The 18,222-nt window shown below is 45.3% G+C and carries 14 protein-coding genes; 6 read left to right on the forward strand and 8 right to left on the reverse strand.

The genetic code is table 11. The features are described 5' to 3' along the window. Positions 1-60: 60 nt before the first annotated feature. From Xsze_RS06770 to Xsze_RS06780, 3 genes are all read left to right on the forward strand, one after another. Positions 61-2,577 (forward strand): fimbria/pilus outer membrane usher protein, encoded by a 2,517-nt coding sequence (locus tag Xsze_RS06770; RefSeq protein WP_051462354.1) that lies wholly within the window; start codon positions 61-63, stop codon positions 2,575-2,577. Positions 2,578-2,643: 66 nt separating this feature from the next. Beyond that, positions 2,644-3,390, forward strand: coding sequence for a fimbrial biogenesis chaperone (locus tag Xsze_RS06775; RefSeq protein ID WP_038236656.1), 747 nt, complete (start codon positions 2,644-2,646; stop codon positions 3,388-3,390). Positions 3,391-3,417: 27 nt separating this feature from the next. Next, positions 3,418-3,864 carry a hypothetical protein gene (locus Xsze_RS06780; protein ID WP_038236653.1) on the forward strand — a complete coding sequence of 149 codons (447 nt, stop codon included), beginning with the start codon at positions 3,418-3,420 and terminating at the stop codon, positions 3,862-3,864. 86 nt (positions 3,865-3,950) lie between these two features. On the opposite strand, the gene Xsze_RS06785 is transcribed toward Xsze_RS06780, so the two are convergent. After that, positions 3,951-5,015 carry a fimbrial protein gene (locus tag Xsze_RS06785; RefSeq protein WP_038236650.1) on the reverse strand — a complete coding sequence of 355 codons (1,065 nt, stop codon included), beginning with the start codon at positions 5,013-5,015 and terminating at the stop codon, positions 3,951-3,953. 435 nt (positions 5,016-5,450) lie between these two features. Here Xsze_RS06785 and Xsze_RS06790 point away from each other — a divergent pair, with 435 nt between their 5' ends. Further along, a complete protein-coding gene (locus tag Xsze_RS06790; RefSeq protein WP_038236647.1) occupies positions 5,451-6,347 on the forward strand; it encodes a LysR family transcriptional regulator in 897 nt (298 codons plus the stop codon). Positions 6,348-6,469: 122 nt separating this feature from the next. Here Xsze_RS06790 and Xsze_RS06795 read toward each other — a convergent pair whose 3' ends face one another. From Xsze_RS06795 to Xsze_RS06815, 5 genes are all read right to left on the reverse strand, one after another. After that, positions 6,470-6,865: a DoxX family protein gene (locus tag Xsze_RS06795; RefSeq protein WP_038236645.1), complete on the reverse strand. Its 396-nt coding sequence runs from the start codon at positions 6,863-6,865 to the stop codon at positions 6,470-6,472. Between the two features lie 258 nt (positions 6,866-7,123). Further along, positions 7,124-7,411, reverse strand: a complete 288-nt coding sequence (locus tag Xsze_RS06800) for a YqjK-like family protein (RefSeq protein ID WP_038236642.1) — start codon at positions 7,409-7,411, stop codon at positions 7,124-7,126. Continuing rightward, positions 7,404-7,805, reverse strand: a complete 402-nt coding sequence (locus Xsze_RS06805; protein WP_038236640.1) for a phage holin family protein — start codon at positions 7,803-7,805, stop codon at positions 7,404-7,406. The genes Xsze_RS06800 and Xsze_RS06805 overlap by 8 nt, the downstream gene beginning before the upstream one ends. Position 7,806: 1 nt before the next feature. After that, the gene (locus Xsze_RS06810; RefSeq protein ID WP_038236638.1) at positions 7,807-8,112 is read right to left on the reverse strand and encodes an ElaB/YgaM/YqjD family protein; all 306 of its coding nucleotides are present in this window, start codon (positions 8,110-8,112) and stop codon (positions 7,807-7,809) included. Between the two features lie 311 nt (positions 8,113-8,423). Then, positions 8,424-9,080, reverse strand: coding sequence for a DedA family protein (locus tag Xsze_RS06815; protein WP_038236636.1), 657 nt, complete (start codon positions 9,078-9,080; stop codon positions 8,424-8,426). 694 nt (positions 9,081-9,774) lie between these two features. On the opposite strand from Xsze_RS06815, the gene sstT reads away from it, so the two are divergent. After that, the gene (gene sstT / locus Xsze_RS06820) at positions 9,775-11,019 is read left to right on the forward strand and encodes a serine/threonine transporter SstT (RefSeq protein WP_038236634.1); all 1,245 of its coding nucleotides are present in this window, start codon (positions 9,775-9,777) and stop codon (positions 11,017-11,019) included. A gap of 122 nt (positions 11,020-11,141) precedes the next feature. Here sstT and uca read toward each other — a convergent pair whose 3' ends face one another. Further along, the gene (uca, locus tag Xsze_RS06825; protein ID WP_038236632.1) at positions 11,142-14,777 is read right to left on the reverse strand and encodes an urea carboxylase; all 3,636 of its coding nucleotides are present in this window, start codon (positions 14,775-14,777) and stop codon (positions 11,142-11,144) included. Beyond that, the gene (gene atzF, locus Xsze_RS06830) at positions 14,770-16,575 is read right to left on the reverse strand and encodes an allophanate hydrolase (RefSeq protein WP_038236630.1); all 1,806 of its coding nucleotides are present in this window, start codon (positions 16,573-16,575) and stop codon (positions 14,770-14,772) included. The genes uca and atzF overlap by 8 nt, the downstream gene beginning before the upstream one ends. 407 nt (positions 16,576-16,982) lie before the next feature. Here atzF and Xsze_RS06835 point away from each other — a divergent pair, with 407 nt between their 5' ends. Further along, a complete protein-coding gene (locus Xsze_RS06835) occupies positions 16,983-18,170 on the forward strand; it encodes an MFS transporter (RefSeq protein ID WP_038236629.1) in 1,188 nt (395 codons plus the stop codon). Positions 18,171-18,222: the final 52 nt, after the last annotated feature.

Here is an 18,222-nt window from a genome sequence, read left to right on the forward strand (position 1 = left end):
GGCGGCAAGCCATATTGTATCCGGCAAGGTAATACCTGCCTGACGCGGGAGTCGTTATAAATGAATATAAAGCAGGAGCTCGTATTTTCTTTGCATGTACTGAAGGGATTAATTTTGTTTTTTTCCGGTATTCATTTAGCAAACGCAATTGAATTTAACATTGATATGCTGGATTCCGAAGATAAACAGAATATTGATTTATCACGTTTCTCGCAAACGGGCTATGTGATGCCCGGGAAATACCAATTAACTTTACGTATTAATGAACAACTCGTTAACCGTGAAACAACGATCCCTTTTTATTCTCGGCAACGGGGGAAAGAGATCCGTTCGGAAGCCTGCATTTCACCTGAATTGCGAAATAAAATAGGCTTGAAAGAGGAGTATCTCGCACAGACAACGTTATGGAATGACGGGCGCTGTGTGGATTTTTCTGCGATAAGCGGGGTAGCATTATCTGTCGATTTAGCTGAATCACAGCTTAATATGACAGTTCCCCAGCTTTATCTGGAATATTCTGATTCATTTTGGTTACCGCCTGCGCGCTGGGATGAAGGAATACCTGGTGTATTGCTCGATTATAACGTGAATACTTTTTTATCTAAATCACGCGGAAATTCAAGAAACCAAAATATCTGGTTCAACGGTATTGTCGGCGCAAATTATGGTGCCTGGCGTTTGCGGGGTGATTATCAGGGAAATTACAGCCATACCGCAGGCCAGCAGAGTAATAGTGATTCTTCGCTCAAGTGGAATAAGTTCCATGCATACCGAGCCTTGCCATCATGGCAGGCCAATTTAATATTGGGGGAATCTTCTTTTGCATCAGATTTACTTGATGGCTGGAATTATAGCGGTGTGTCATTGACCAGTGATGAACGGCAATTGCCCCCCAAATTACGGGGATATGCCCCACAAATCAGAGGGTTTGCCGACACTAATGCCAGAGTCACCGTAACACAACAAAATAATATTCTGTATGACACAACGGTTCCCGCTGGGGAGTTTGTTATCAAGGATATCAGTAGTTCTGTGCGTGGAACATTAGATGTAAAAATCACGGAGCAAGATGGTCGTGTGAAAACCTTTCAGGTCAGTGCGGCCTCTGTTTCCTATCTGACTCGACCGGGTCAGCTTCGCTATAAATTAGTCTCCGGACGTGCCCGATATGATTCCCATCGGACTGAAGGGCCTATTTTTGCTGCCGGAGAGTGGTTCTACGGTTTAACAAACAGTTGGACACTGTACGGTGGTGGGGTAGTTGCCGGTAATTATAATGCCCTTGCATTGGGAGCGGGGGTTGATTTGGGGACTTTGGGTTCGTTGACGGCAGATGTCACACAATCAATGGCCAGGTTGCCAAAACGAGGGGAAGAAGATGATAAAAAAACGCAACAGGGAAAATCCTGGCATCTAACTTATTCCAAGCGTTTTGATGACATTAACACGGACCTGACACTTGCCGGCTACCGTTTTAGTGAGCGTGATTACATGCCAATGCAGCAATATTTGGATGCGCGTTACCGTGATCGTCTGGAAGGGCGCAGTAAAGACAAATATACAATATCGCTGAATAAAAACTTCCCTGAACAGAAAGTATCGCTGGGTGTTTCCTACAATCACGAAACTTTCTGGAACGCCGGTGACAGCATTTATTACAACATTAGGATGAATAAATATTTTTCTGCTTTTGGTATCAACGATATGTCTGTTGGTTTATCGGCCAACCGTGCTCGTTATGTTCATACAGGCAAAATGAATAACTCTCTGTCATTGAATTTTTCGCTGCCTGTTGGCGAACAAAGAATAAATTACAACCATTATTACAGCGAGAAACGATTCTCCCAGAGCATGAATTTCAGTGGGCAGATTGGGGAAAGGGATAACTATAACGTGACAGCAGGCATGAGCCATGGCCATGGGCAGCAGCGGCAGAGCCAGTTTAGCGGTTATTACAGTCACAGAGGCGATGTTGCCCACATGTCGTTCAATGTCTCAACGGCACAAGGCGGGAATGTGATGGCTGGTATGGCAGTCAATGGCGGGGTGACGATCACTTCAAAAGGTGCAGCATTGCATCCCAGTGGTTTTAGTGGTGGTACTCGCTTAATCGTGGATACCAATGGCGTGGAAAATGTGCCGTTCGATGGCGGCCATGTGAGAACGAATCATCGGGGAATTGGTGTGGTAACGAATGTCAGCAGTTATTACCGCAATACAACAATGGTCGATATCAATAAATTGGACAGTGATGTTGAAGCCCGCGACGCAGTGGCGGAATCGGTATTGACGGAAGGCGCGATTGGTTATCACAAATTTGATGTTTTAAAAGGCAACCGCTTGTTTGTTGTTTTGAAACTGGAGAATGGAAATATTCTCCCCTTTGGAACCAGTATTCGCAATGAGAAAGGGCGTGAACTGGGGATTGTCAATGACGGGGGAGTGGCATGGATCAGTGGGGCTGAATTGGGAGAATCCCTGCAAGCGAATTGGGGTGAGCAGCATTGTTCGTTCATATTGCCACCTCAAATTGATTCTCTGTCACTGGTCTCATTGCCTTGCCAGAGAGGGAAATAAAAGGGATAGCGCAATAAAAAATGAATGGCGTACCTCAAAAACGAATTGAAGAGAGTAAATGTAAGAATGAAGAAACAAATTTTGCAGAAATGTGTTGGTAACCTATTAACGGGCAGTGTATTGATTTTTAGTACATTTTCATCTCTGGCAGCGGTTTCTTTGGATCGAACCAGAGCGGTGTTTGACGGTGAAAATAAATCTATTACATTGCATATCTCTAATGAGAATAAGCAATTGCCTTATTTAGCCCAAGCGTGGCTGGAAGATGAAAATCATCAAAAAATGACAACGGGGCCATTAGTATTAACGCCTCCAGTGCAGCGTTTGGAACCTGGTAAACGCAGTTTGGTTCGAGTCGAAAAAACACAGACAGCAAATTCGCTGGCACAGGATAGGGAATCGCTGTTCTATTTCAATCTGCGTGAAATCCCACCTAAAAGTGAGCAACCAAACACGCTGCAAATTGCACTGCAAACCAAAATAAAACTGTTTTATCGTCCTGTCGCACTTCAAGCCAAACCGGATGCAGTTTGGCAGGATCAATTGGTCTTGCATAAGATTGCGGGAGGGTATCGGATAGAAAATCCAACGCCGTACTACATCACAATTATTGGCATGGGTAATAGCCAGTCAGAATCAGAAGACAGTGATTTTGATGGGATTATGATTGCACCGTTTGGCAATGAAACCGTCAAACGTGGGCAATACAGCACACCTTATTTTACCTATATCAATGACTATGGTGGCCGGCCAACACTGGCATTTCGTTGTGATGGTGAACAATGCACCGTGATTAAAGATCAGAAAAAATAATGGACGGAAGCGGGATAGGATAAATACATGGTAGGTTATGGAGATAGGCAAATCCGATTATGGAGAGGCTTGCTGACAGGGCTTCTGATATTAGCGAATAGCTATGTGAATGCAGGGGAAATGGCACAAGACGATCTTAAAAAAATAGCCCGACAGGAAAATTATATCGAAGTTTATGGCTCACTCGTCAGTTCTCCATGCTTACTGTCTCCATCATCACATGATGTACAAGTGCGAGATCACTGGCTGCAACTTGATTTAATTGATTGTGCAGAAGGCATGGAGGCCATCGGAGTATCTCCTTTTCCAGTTAATATTATATTAAGTGCTTCTGATTCTTTTTTATCGAGTGCAAAAATAAGGCTTCCGTTACCCCGTCAATTCATTCGCCAAGGCAGACATCAGCTTAAAATGTCCCTTGGAGATGCTTTCTTAGAAAAAACAAATTTAAGATTGGAAATAAATTATGAATAATTAATTTAATCTCTGATTTTTTAACAAAAATAAGCCCCCGCTAGTAATTTTACTATTGGGGGCTTATTTAATTTTATATTGATCTTTTAATCATAAGCTAATTTAAAAACTGCGCTGGCATGGACACTGCCGGGCGTTACTGTTGATTCTGACTGAATGTAGTTTGCCTGAAATGGAATGCTATGATGGCCTTTACTCAGCTCACCGAGTCTAATATTGTTGTTTGGTTGATAGTTCACGGGATTATTTTTATGATAAATTCGGATGCCAACCCCTTTGGCTGTCGCATTTTTACTGAGTGTCAGGATATCACTCTGATTTGAAGGGAAGGAGACATCTTCCAATGTCATTTTTGGGTGGGAAGTTTTTTCTGGTGACCCGCTAGAACACTCTAAATCGATCTTAAATTGTTTAGGTTGGGTTTCGGTTCCAATCCCCTGAAAATCAGATTTAGATACATCCCCCAACGGGACATTTATAGAAGGTGTCTTGAGAGTGCAGCTGGGATAAACTAATTTAACGTTGATACTACCAGCAATTTTCAGACTGAAATATTGGAAATTATTCTTTTCAAGTGCAATACCTTTGGCGATTTCCCCTGTCAATTGCCCACCCCGCAGGATATCACCTATTTTGACTAATTGCAGATGATATATAACTTGGTGATTAAAGAGAAGTCCCTTGTATTGAGTGAGAGTTTCAAAAGTATTCTCGTTGTATACCTGATTACGAGTATATGGAAACCAACCATCTTCTATATCGTGACCAGATTTATCGGTAGTTTTTTTTATTCTATACCCTAGTCCAGGGATATTAGGGATAGGATAAATGGAATTTGTTGGTGTGCCAATTCCTTCATATCGGTAGAGCCCGAGCTGAGAATCACACATGAATTGGCCTGTTGGGGATGTTGCAGGTAGGCTTTGTGTTAGCAGAACACTGTTTACAGGTAAATCGGGATTAATTTCAAAATCCTCCCCAACAGATATTGTGTATTGTATAGGTAAAAAATTTGCATTGTTTGAATTAAGAGGGATTTCAACCCAGCAATCATGCGCAGGACCCGCATATCCTTTGCTTGATAATATTAATAAAGATGTGCCTAATAATAATTTTATTATTCCGCTCTTTTTTACTTCATTCGTTGTCATGGTTTATTCATTAAGTCAATGCCCACAATAAAAATATCACTATTATTAATGATGAAAATTTTAATTACGAAGCATGTTATTATGGGAAGGTTTTATCTATGGTCATTATCTCGTTATTATAGGCATGAAATAAATAAGCATGTTCTGAAAAGTAATTTAAGTTAACAAAATGACGATTTTATTTATTCCAGTAAGAATATATTTCGGTATTAAATAAAATATGCTGAGGATCATTATATCATTGTCTGACTATGTCAGACTTTGAATCTCATTTTTGTTTGTTTTCTCCAAAGCCTCTTTCAGTTTTCCGAGCGTGTGTGTTTCCTGCGTGGATACACTACAAGGTAAATCTATTCCTGCTATTAATTCTCTAGACGTCGAAATGTCAGCCAGTTAATCTGTTGGATATATTCAAAATTCCTGACTGAGAGAAATATGGGCAAAGAACGTGCGCTTACATTGGAATCCTTGCGGGTCATGGATGCGATAGACAGGCGAGGCAGTTTCGCCGCGGCTGCGGATGAATTGGGCAGAGTGCCTTCTGCGTTAAGCTATACCATGCAGAAGCTGGAAGAAGAGCTGGATGTCGTGCTGTTTGACCGCTCAGGCCATCGCACGAAATTTACTAACGTTGGCCGCATGTTGCTGGAGCGGGGGCGTTTATTGCTTGAGGCTGCGGATAAACTGACGGCTGATGCAGAAGCCTTGGCCCGTGGCTGGGAAACGAATTTGACAATTGTGTGCGAAGCCTTGTTTCCGGTCGCATCACTTTTCCCCCTCGTTGATAAATTGGCGAAAAAAGCAAATACACAGCTCTCATTAGTGACAGAAGTATTGGCAGGTGCCTGGGAGAGGTTGGAAACAGGCGGCGCGGATATTGTCATTGCGCCAGATATGCACTTCAGGGCTTCTGCGGAGGTGAATTCACGTAAGTTGTATTCGATTAACAATGTCTATGTTGCAAGCGTTAACCATCCTATTCATGATGAACCGGAACCATTATCTGAAACTACCCGAATGAAATACCGAGGCATAGCCGTTGCTGATACGGCAAAGGAACGCCCGACTCTGACGGTTAAATTATTGGATAAACAACCACGGCTGACGGTCAGCACATTGGAAGATAAACGCCGTGCACTTTTGGCGGGGCTGGGGGTGGCAACCCTGCCTTATCCGATGGTTGAACAGGATATTGCTGAGGGCCGGTTACGTATTGTGAGCTCTGAATACAGTCATGAAACTCACATCATCATGGCGTGGCGACGCGATAAAATGGGGGAAGCTAAATCTTGGTGTTTGCGTGAAATCCCCAAACTGTTTACCAGAATATAAAACCCAGCCCCTGATTGTTTTCCGTTCAATCAGGGGCTGATTTTAAGTGCGAATATCCTGTTCCTCTGAAACTGATTGCTCTTCTGAAATTGATTGCGAGCAAGTTCAGGGAGTGAGTGATATTACCAATTCTTCTTTAATACCCCGTCAATACTGAATTTCCCGGGACCCATCATCGCTAGCATCAGATAACCTGCACCGATGGAGAAATTTTTCAGGAACATAGTTTGGTTCATGCCATCTGAAAAGTCATGGTGGAACAAAATTGCTGACAGGATGCAGAAAATGAATGTAAACACAGCTGTTGTACGGGTCAGCAAACCAAACATCACAGCAAGGCCACCACCGAGTTCAAGTAAAATGGTCAGGGGCAGCAAGATGCCTGGGACATGCATGGCTTCCATAAATTCTTGTGTTCCCGCGTAAGCATCCCCCAATTTCCCATATCCAGCGATGATAAAAAGAATGGATATCAAAATACGGGCAATTAATAGGCCACTATCTTCAAATTTTTTCATTATTTTCTCCAAGAATGCCGCAGGTCACGATAATGACTTTATTGACTTAGTCGGGTTAGAAAGATTAAAAAACAGACAAAAAAGCACGATTTGCTAATCGTTAACAATGGACGGTATTCTAGAGAGAGGTATCATTTGTTGATAGTAAGGAATATTAACAATTTAGTGCAGTTTTTTTGAAGAAGTGGTTTGATGATTTTCCTGTGAATTTTGCAGATATTCATCAATTTTCTACAGAATCATCAATTTTCCAGAAAGTCATGACAGTGCATTACGCACAATTTTTATGATGCTGATAAAGCTGATCACTTGGCGTGACCAGCGATATAATTTTTTGGGATGGCGTAGGCCATAAATCAGGGCAATACCAGAGCCAATGACAGCGTAAGGCTTGAAAGAGAGCAGAGCCTGCCAGCCTTTATCATAAGGTTGGGTGAGTTTCATCCATTGCTGGCTACAGGCTGAAAGTGATTGACGCTGTTGCCGGATCTCTTCCAGTAATTGCTGCTTTCGCAATGCTTGCCGGTGGTGCCAGGCCTTATTCATGATCACTATCCTTCAATGTCTTGTAATCAATATTCAGTTGTTCACGAGTGGCATTAAGAAAAGTGAGTTTTCGGGTTTTCCTGAGAGTCATTATTGCAGTCAGCACGGCCAGAAACAGGAGAATGCCGGTAGCTACAATCATGGCCAATACCCGATGCAGGGGATCAATCACCCAAAATAGCAGCACCAACAGGCATATCAATCCCAAGCCTGCAAATAGCAATGTAAACCCAACCATCAGTAGTAGTTGTATCAGCGTTGCCGCGCCTTCTTCCAGTTCAACCGCCGCCAGTTGGATGCGTGTTTCAACCATACGGACAAGCGTAGCTGCCATTTTCCGCAGAATGCCAAACAGCCCTTTTCCGAGGCCCTGTGAATGGGGAGATTGGGTCATTTCAGCGCCTTGACAACAAGACACCCAATACAACACCGATTGCTGCCCCAATACCGACACCCGTCCACGGATTTTCACGAACATAATTATCCGCATGACCGGCGATTTCTTTCGTTTGACCAATCAGCCTATCACTGCTGTCATTGAGTACGGTACGTGCATTCTTCAGTGTTTTTTCTGCTTTGCTGCGTAGTTTTTCTAATTCCGCCTTGGGTTTATCCGTCGCGTCATTGAGAACCTCTTCCAATGTGTCCGCAAGAGATTGTAATTCAGCACGTAAATCATCAGAGTTTTTCTTCTGTGGCATGACTTCTCCTTAAATATGCGGTGGATGAGTTTTTACCATAGTCGCTTTTATGAGGAGTTTAAAGTATAGCCAGATGAAAAATTGTCATAACAGATTGGAAATTGACCTGAAATACTGTTTGATGCGAATGAATCACGATTTACCGGGCAAGGGAACATGAGGGGAGGGCAGTGCCCTGTGGTATGTTTGCCATAATATTATCGGAACACAATATCATTGAGGTACATGTCACAGGAGCACCGCATTACCGGAGAAGCCTATCACCGGAGAAACTTATCACCGGAACAGGACAGGATTAAGATAAGGGCTTATTAGTTAGTGCGTTTTTTGCGCCAGATAACCGTCAGGCTACCGATTAATCCGATGAATAACAAACCTACCGGCAACAATACCAAAAAGTTCATCAGATATTCTTCATATTGGCGAAACAGAGGGCTTTTCCCGAGTGCGTAACCCAACGTTGTCAGGATAAATACCCACAAGAACCCGCTGAGCCAGTTAAATACCTGAAAACGGCTATCTTTCAGCCCTGCAAGCCCGGCCAGTGTCGGCAGCAGAGTTCTGACAAAAGCAACGAAACGGCCTATCAGCAAGGCGGATAATCCATGGCGATGGAAGAGGTTATGTGCTCGTTGGTGGTAATGCGCGGGCAGGTGTGACAGCCAGCCTTGCACAATCTTTGTGTTGCCAAGCCATCGGCCCTGAAGATAACCCACCCAGCAACCTAAACTTGCCCCGGCGGTGAGGATGGTCAGGGTCACAGTAAAATTCATGGTTTCTTTTGCGATTAAAACCCCGACTAATATTAACAGGCTGTCACCCGGTAAGAATGCGGCAGGTAATATTCCATTTTCCAGAAACAGAATGATAAATAACAGAATATAGAGAGCCCATACCAGTGACGGATTGGAAAGGGTTTCGTAATCTTGATTCCAAAGTGCATGAATAAGGTTTGTTACAATTTCCATCAAATGTTCCTAAAACGCGGGTTAAGGATTGCATCTTAATTTTGTGCAGCATTTATGGTTAATTTCTATTTTATGCCTTGAAAATACAAAGCCGATAATATCGATTGCCATAAAATGCTCTCGAAATCCTTTCAAGATGGCATGAATATTGACTGATGACACTTTAACAAAATCATTAGTCGCTAAACAGAAAATTCTGGTGATCAATTGAACATTTATCAAAATATAAAAATTGAAGTCTTCAAATGGAACAATTGATTAACTATTTGATTAAATACATCAAAATATCAAGAGCAGATAATGAGTCTTATAAAAAGATTAAGTTTATGTCGCTTATCGGACAATTGTGCATAAATTAGCAAATGGCAAAAAGTTATCTATTCTTGATCGCTTTGATAGGGGTGACAGGCCGGTGATTTATTGTCACCGAAAGAAATATATTTAATTTAACTCCATGAATATTAAGAGAAATGATTGTTTTGAGCAGGATGCTCATGCCGGTGGGTTTATTGAACGAAAAATTGACGCTCTGATCACACAAATGTAAGACATTTGTTATCAGATATTGTGTAGCCTGTATATTTCCGCTAATTATCCTTAAGTAGTTCCTTCAATTTCTCCGTACTTCTCTGTACTGAGGAAGCAAACATAAAAACATCAGGCTGATAAAGCTAAAAATACAACTGGATAGACTATGGCAAAACAACAAAAAGGCTTTGTGCAATATATTGCACAAGGAAGCCTAGTAAAACAGATCTTAATTGGTTTAATACTGGGGATATTATTGGCAAGTCTGGCACCTGAAGCAGCCAAGTTTGTCGGGTTGCTGGGAACGCTTTTTGTCGGTGCATTGAAAGCCGTTGCCCCTGTGCTGGTTTGGATATTGGTGATGTCTTCGATCGCCAATCATAAAATGGGTCAGAAAAGTAATATCCGTCCCATTCTATTTCTGTATGTGATTGGGACACTTGCGGCGGCGGTTGTCGCAGTGATTGGCAGCGTTCTGTTTCCGTCAACCTTAGTTTTGAATGTGAATGAAGCCGAAATATCCCCCCCGCAAAACATTGGTGAGGTCTTGAAAGGGTTGTTGATCAATGTGGTCGCTAACCCGATTGATGCACTTCTGAACGGAAATTATGTTGGAATTCTGGCATGGTCAATTAGCCTGGGCATTGCCCTGCGTCATGCCAATGAATCCACCAAGTTGCTGATGCAGGATTTATCCACAGCGGTGACCCAGATTGTCCGTATTGTTATTCGTCTGGCACCTGTCGGTATTTTTGGCCTGGTTGCTTCAACGATTGCCACAACCGGTTTTGATGTCTTGCTCAGCTATGTTCACCTGCTGGCGGTACTGATTGGTTGCATGGTGGTGGTGGCATTGATCGTCAATCCTTTGATTGTATATTGGAAAATACGTCGCAACCCTTATCCTCTGGTATTTGAGTGCTTGCGTGAAAGTGGTGTGACTGCCTTCTTTACCCGCAGTTCCGCTGCCAATATTCCTGTCAATATGGCGATGTGCCGCCGAATGAATCTGGATGAAGATACCTATTCGGTTTCCATTCCCCTGGGAGCAACCGTCAATATGACAGGGGCCGCAGTGACCATTACGGTGTTGACGCTGGCAGCGGTATATACGCTGGGTATCCCTGTAGATGTTCCTACGGCGTTGCTTTTGAGTGTGGTGTCCGCTGTTGCTGCGTGTGGCTCATCGGGTGTAGCGGGAGGCTCGCTGTTGTTGATCCCGCTGGCATGCAGCATGTTTGGTATCTCCAATGAAATTGCTTCCAGCGTTATCGGGGTGGGCATGGTTATTGGTGTCTTGCAGGACTCGGCTGAAACAGGGCTGAACTCTTCCACTGATGTATTGTTTACTGCTGCCGCTTGTCAGGCAGAGGATGCTCGCGTCGCTTCTGAAGAGTTGCCGCAGCGGTGATGATGAGTTGAAAAACTGAAATAAGAACGGTGATAATGAATGGGTATAAATTATCACCGTTTTTTGTTTGTCTCTTAATTCTTATGTATTTTATCCTCAGAACGGCATGTTTTTCCTGTTAATCACTCTAGCCATAACAAAGTATCTCCGGGACTGATTAAATGCCCTGATTTGCAATGGATGCGCGAAATCTTTCCGGATTGAGGGGCATGGATCGCCAGTTCCATTTTCATGGCTTCCACGATGAGCAAGGGTTGCCCCTCCACCACTTCCTCACCAATTGTGACCAGTATTTTCCAGATATTGCCGCAAATATCCGCATTAACGGGAACCGCATTTTCATCAATATCCGGTAATTGCAGCGGCTCTTCAGTATTCAGGGGCTGGCCTTGCCCTTCATGCTGCCAACGCTCCACCTCCGTTTCAAATGCTATCGTTTGCCGCTGTTGGAAATCGCGAATTTCTTTGGCATGCCCTTGCAGAAAGCGTTGATGTTCCGCAAAGTCGAACTGTGTTTCTTCAATCTGAATCGCGGTTCGCCCTTCTTGAAAATCGCCTCTCAGTTGATCCAGTTCTTGTTCAGTGACCGGATAAAAGCGGATCTGGTCAAAAAATCGGAGTAACCATGGCTTACCGGCTGCAAACTGCCGGTTTTTCAGAAATTTGTTCCAAATAGGCAAAGTTCGCCCGACTAATTGATATCCCCCGGGAGAGTCCATGCCATATATGCACATATACATGCCGCCAATGCCGACAGTTCCTTCCGCGGTAAAAGTACGGGCTGGATTGTATTTCGAACTTAACAGGCGATGGCGGGGATCAATGGGAACTGCACATGGTGCACCGAGGTAAACATCACCAAGCCCCAGAATCAGGTAACTGGCATCAAATATTATCTGGCGGACTGCCTCCCGGTTGGGCAATCCATTTATACGTTGTATAAAGTCAACATTATTGGGTAGCCAGGGTGCACTGGCACGAACAGTATCCTGATAGCGGCTGACGGCATTCAGTGTCGCACTGTCTTCAAATGCCATCGGCAGATGTATCACGCGTGATGGCACTTTCATTTTACTGATATCCCCAATCTGTTCTTCCAGGGACAGCAAGATTGACACCAATTCTTGTTGTTGAATTTGCCGGCTGTCATAACGGATTTGCAGAGAACGAACACCCGGCGCACTTTCTTGAATTCCGGAATGGGATAATGCCTCCAGTTTCTCCATCAGCAGGTGCACTCGTAAACGCAAGCCTAAATTCAGAACATTATCGCCATATTCGATCAGGATATAATTATCCCCTGCCTGACGATAAACGACAGCAGGTCTGGAATCAGTCATATCCAGTTCTGCCAGCACAGTGGCAGAAGTCCTATCTTCAGGGGCCAATGATGGCGGGTTAAATGTGGGAGGGGAATTCAGCTGCAACGTGGAGATGCAACGATTCTGGTGTTCTTCTAATGCTAATGCTTCTTCAATACTGATAGGGTGAAAAAGAATACGATCGCCGGCCTTGACTTGCCCGACCTTCCACAATTCCGCTTTGGCAATGGTCACAGGACATACGAACCCGCCAAGGCTTGGACCATCACGGGTCAGAATAACGGGGGAATCGCCCGTGAAATTGATAGAGCCAATGGCATATTCACAGTCATGGATATTTGAGGGATGCAAGCCTGCTTCTCCTCCATCGGGGCGTGTCCAGGAAGGTTTGGGGCCGATTAAACGAACACCTAAGCGGTTTGAATTGTAATGGACTTGCCACTCACAATTAAAAAACTCATCAATATAATCGGGTGTAAAAAAATCTGGTGCGCCGTGTGGCCCGTAAACGACCCCGATATGCCAAGTTCCTCCGGAGCATGAATTGCCATAATAGAAGGAGGGCAATGATGGCTCTGGTGACTGTGGTTCACTGATGGGTGGAGGCGTGGTGCAGGCAGGCAATGATGGTTGCGATATGGGAAGCATATCTGCAATTCTTAACGTCCGTCCTGCATGCCCTCCGAATTGTCCGAGAACAAAGGTAGATCGGCTTCCAAGATAGCAAGGAACATCAAAACCATTTCTCACCGCAAGGTAAGTTCGGCAACCAGATTGTGCCCGCCCAATGGCAAGGGTTTGCCCTGCCTTAATGCTCAGCGGTTGCCAATAGGGCACGGGTTTTTCATCCAGCCGCGCCGGACAGTCAGCGCCGGTCAGTGCAATGACCGCGTCGCAATGAAACAGTAAAGTCGGGCCTTCCAATGTCAGTTCCAATCCGGCGGCTGATTCATGGTTACCAACAATTCGGTTGGCCAGCCGGAAAGCGAAATCATCCAATGGGCCTGAAGGCGGGACACCAATGTCCCAATAACCTTGCCTGCCGGGATAATCCTGAATGCTGCTGCACATTCCTGCCTGAAGAACTTCAATGGCATTGGCATGGGGGGTGAAGCTATCCAGCATGCGTGTCCACACTTTTCCTTTCTGGAAGGCCTCACTGGCAGTAATTTGGCGCAGGTATTCCAGATTGGTCATGATGCCGTGTAACCGGGAGGCATTTAATGCGTTACGGAGTTTGATAAGTGTTTCGTCACGGTTCTCGCCATAAACAATCATCTTGGCAATCATCGGATCATAAAACGCAGAAACCTCACTGCCCGTATTGACACCACTGTCAATACGAACGCCATCGGGAAATGCAACTTCTGTCAATATTCCCGAACTGGGCTGAAAATTTTTCTGTGGGTTTTCTGCATACAGGCGAACTTCAATCGCAGTACCAATGGAAGCACGATTTAATTGCTCCCAATCAATGGGAAGCCCAGCTGCCACCCTCAGCATGCATTCCACTAAATCCAGCCCGGTCACACATTCAGTGACGGGATGTTCAACCTGTAAACGCGTGTTGACTTCAAGGAAGTAAAAAGCGTCCTGTTCTTCATCGTAGATATACTCTACCGTACCTGCACTACGATAATTCACCCGCTTACCCAGTTGCACCGCTGAGGTCAGCATCGCCTGACGAATTTTTGCCGGTAAACCAGGCGCTGGTGCCTCTTCCACCACTTTTTGATTACGGCGCTGCAAAGAGCAGTCCCGCTCTCCCAGCGCCACAACCTGACCTTTGCCATCCCCCAGTATCTGCACTTCAATATGGCGGGCACGTTCAATGCATCGCTCCAGAAATACACCTGCATCACTAAAAAATTGCTCACCAAGATGACGCACACTTTCCCATGCCTGACGAAGCGTATCCGGATCATGACAGCAACTGAGGCCGATCCCGCCGCCGCCGGCAGTGCTTTTCAACATGACGGGATAGCCAATGTCATTCGCTGCCCTCAGTGCTTCATCCAGTGAATTGAGTAATCCTGTTCCCGGTGTCATGGGAACACCCGCATCTGCGGCCAGTTTGCGGGCCCGGTGTTTCAAGCCAAACTCATTGATGTGTTGTGAAGTCGGGCCAATAAAGACAATTCCGGCTTTTTCACATGCCTCAGCAAATGGCACGCTTTCAGACAAAAATCCATATCCTGGCCAGATGGCTTCCGCACCGCTTTGCTGTGCCGCAGCAATAATTTTATCGATGCACAAATAGCTGTCACAGGCTTTTCCTCCATTGAGTGGCAAAGCCATATCCGCTTCTTTGACATGCCGGGCGTTTTTATCGGCGTCGGAATAAACCACGATACTATGAATGCCAAGCCGTTTGAACGTCCGTATCGCCCGGCAGGCAATTTCACCCCGGTTGGCAATTAATACAGTCTTAAACATTTTTTGACCCCAGGCTTGTGAGCCAATTGCGCCAGCCACCAAATTCAGTGATATCCGTTGCCTCTTTCAGGCCATCCGGCTCACAAATAAAACCTTTCACCCAGCGCCCATCAATAAGCTCCAGAGAGCCGATACCAAGGGGAAATGGAATCTCAGCAACAAATTCACCAAACCGTGCGAGCGGGATATCCCAAAGTTCGATATCAATTGCGGCCCCTTCAACAACACGGACTAACCCGGGTTTGGCGGGGTGTGTATTGGCAAGGGCATAAAGCCGGTAATGGGTGGCTGTTTGCGTGGCTTCGATAAATACGGCATTGCGGTCAACCAGTTGGTCATTAAGGGGCATTCCCCGAAGATGTGCGCCGACAACAGCAACCCGCACATGTTGGTCGGAATCAGGTAATGTTGCCCTTGCCTGTTGATTGAAGGGATGATTAATGGCCCCCAATGGCAAGGCCAGATGCCGCTGCCAGCGTATTCCGAATGATGCCAGGGCGCGATCGTGCCAGGCAGGGGCAATGAGCGTGATGCCCGCCGGCAGGCCATCAGCACGGAAAGGCGCGGGGAGCGCAAGTGCGGAAAGGTCAGCAAGGTTGGTGAAATTGGTATAAGTGCCCAATTCAGCGTTATAGAGGATAGGTTCCTGCTCAATTTCGTCAATGGTTCTGATTGTCGGTGAAGTGGGAACAACAAGGGCATCAACTTGGATCAGGATGTTATGGATCTTCCTCGCCAGTTCTGCCCGTAAATACTCCGCCTTAAAAGCCTCAACGGCGCTGTAATTTTTGCCACCGGAGATAATCTGATGTACGACCGGCTCCATATATTCCGGACAGTTCAATATATCCCCCACAACCGTTGTCCGTTCTGCAACCCATGCACTTTGGTAAAGTTGTTTGGACAATTGCGCGAAAGGAGAAAAATCGATGGGTTGCAGGGTGGCCCCGACAGTTTTCAATTCAGCCAGTGCATTCAACCATGCTGCCGCGGCTAGTTTATCCCCGCAGAAATCGGGATTTTCAGGTATGGCAAGAACAGGGTGTTCCGGCAATATTGCGGGTGTTGAGGCGGGATTGATGCGTGAGTAAGCATCATTGTTGTCAAATCCGCCGGCAAGGCTGGCAACCAGAAAAGCATCTTCCACTGTCAGGGCAAAAACGGACAGGGTATCGTTTAGTTGGCAGGCGGGAACGACCCCTCGCCGGGACAGCCAACCTTTGGTCGGTTTTAATCCCACAATATTATTGAAACTGGCTGGCACCCGTCCGGAACCGGCGGTATCTGTCCCAAGGGCAAACGGCACTAATCCTTTTGCCACGACAATCGCAGAACCGGAACTCGAGCCTCCGCTGACATAGTCACCATTAAAGCTGTTTCTTACTGCACCGAAAGGGGAACGTGTCCCCACCAATCCAGTAGCAAACTGATCCAAATTGGTTTTACCGACAACAATGGCACCCGCCGCTTTCAGTCTGGCAACTGCGGTTGCGTCCCCGTCAGCAATATACTCAAAAGCCTGACACGCGGCGGTTGTCGGCCAACCTGCAACATCAATATTGTCTTTAACGGCAAAAGGTATGCCAAACAGGGGTAAATTGTCAGGACACTGCTGGTAACGCGGTATGATTTCATCAATCTGCGCTTTTAACTGTTCCGGCGTGGCGAGATAAATCCATGCGTTATCACCGGGTAAAAAAGAGTTCACATGTTGTTGGAGCAAAGCAAAAAGTGCTGTGGTGTTTTCCTGTATCCTGTCTTGCCAGACTTTCAACGTATAACCCATTATTGGTGTCATGCTGTTAAACTCCCATTGGTATACAAATGAGTTTCATACAGCAATACACATGCCAAAGTTTTAACAGGCTGTTTTTAAATTAATTAATGTAGTTATATTGGGTATTATTTCTTATGTTGCACAATAATGGTTCACAGATTGAACCTTAATGGTGCGTGTTTTATCTCAACACCAATGATGAGCTTTCTTCATAAATCTTTTCATTCATGAGTATCAGTTTTTCTCGTTGTATCTCTCAGTGGGAAAAGGCTATAGTCCGCACCATCCAATGGCACTGAGCCATTTACCCACTGCTTAAATCACTAAGATATATACCAGTCCTTGGCATATATCTCAGTCGCCATTCGGCAAAATTTTGATGAAAAGCAGCCCATTTCTAGCGAATTCTTTATGTGGAGACGACAGTAGTGAAACTGCTGCGTAATAATGACAGTGCATTTGTACCTGTCACGGGCTTGACTGTGTTTGCGATTGCTTCTGGCTATCTGATGAGCTTAATTCCGTTGTCGATGGCAAGTTTCAGCATTGATACGGTCTATGCCAGCTGGCTGGCGAGTGCCTATTATTGTGGCCTGCTTATTGGCTCAATGATGATTGAGCCGGTTATTGCCAAAATTGGCCACCGGCTTTCATTTATTGTTTTTTTGCTGCTTTTATCTGCAACAGTTATTGTATTGCCGGTTTTTCCGCATAGAGAGTCCTGGCTGTTGATTCGCCTTGTTGCAGGGTTTGCTGTTGCGGGTGTTTTTGTTGTCGTCGAATCTTGGTTGCTGATTGGGGATAATCCCAAAGAGCGAGCCAAGCGCCTGAGCTTTTATATGACGTCACTTTATGGCGGAACGACAGTGGGCCAATTGCTGATTGGAACGATCGGGACCCAAGGGATGATCCCTTTTATTGTGATTTCGGTGCTGTTGTTGCTGGCGATTTTGCCACCTTTACTTGTGCGCCACAGTCAGCCTCCTTCACTGAATCAACAGAGTTTGTCCCTGAAGAAAATCACCCAACTCAGCAAGCCTGCCATTGTCGGCTGCATGACATCGGGGGTTGTGATGGGCACTATTTACGGCCTGATGCCATTGTCATTGAGCCGGAGCCATTTCAATGCCGATCAGGTTGGTGTATTGATGGCTGCCATTATTATGGGCGGAATGTTCATACAGCCGATTATCAGTAAATTATCGGTGGTCATGAGCAAAACGGTCCTGTTGACTCTGGTGTCGTTGTTGGGCGTTTTCGCCGTGGGAATGACCTATATTTTCGATCATTACGCGGTCATGATCGTGGCGCTGGCACTTTTGGGAATGTCCTCCTTTGCGTTGTATCCCATTGCTATCACGCTGGCCTGTGATAAGTTGCCTTCCTCCTATATCGTGGTGGCAAGTCAAGTGATGCTCCTGAGTTATAGTGTTGGCTCTGTGGCTGGTCCGCTGATTGGCGGCCATTTTATGCAGCAGCGCTATTTCATGCATCAGCATCATTTGGATACCCAACAAAATGGATTGATGACTTTCTTCTTCATCATTTTATTGGCTACTGCGATTTATATGCTACTGGCAAGCCTGCGCCGTAAAGACCGGGTATTGGTTAGCTGAAGCCAAAATAATCTCTCCTCTCATTCAGGCACCGCAATCTGTGGTGCCTTGA

It is taken from the genome of Xenorhabdus szentirmaii DSM 16338 (genome assembly GCF_002632585.1).
In the GTDB taxonomy this organism is placed as follows: Bacteria; Pseudomonadota; Gammaproteobacteria; order Enterobacterales; family Enterobacteriaceae; genus Xenorhabdus; species Xenorhabdus szentirmaii.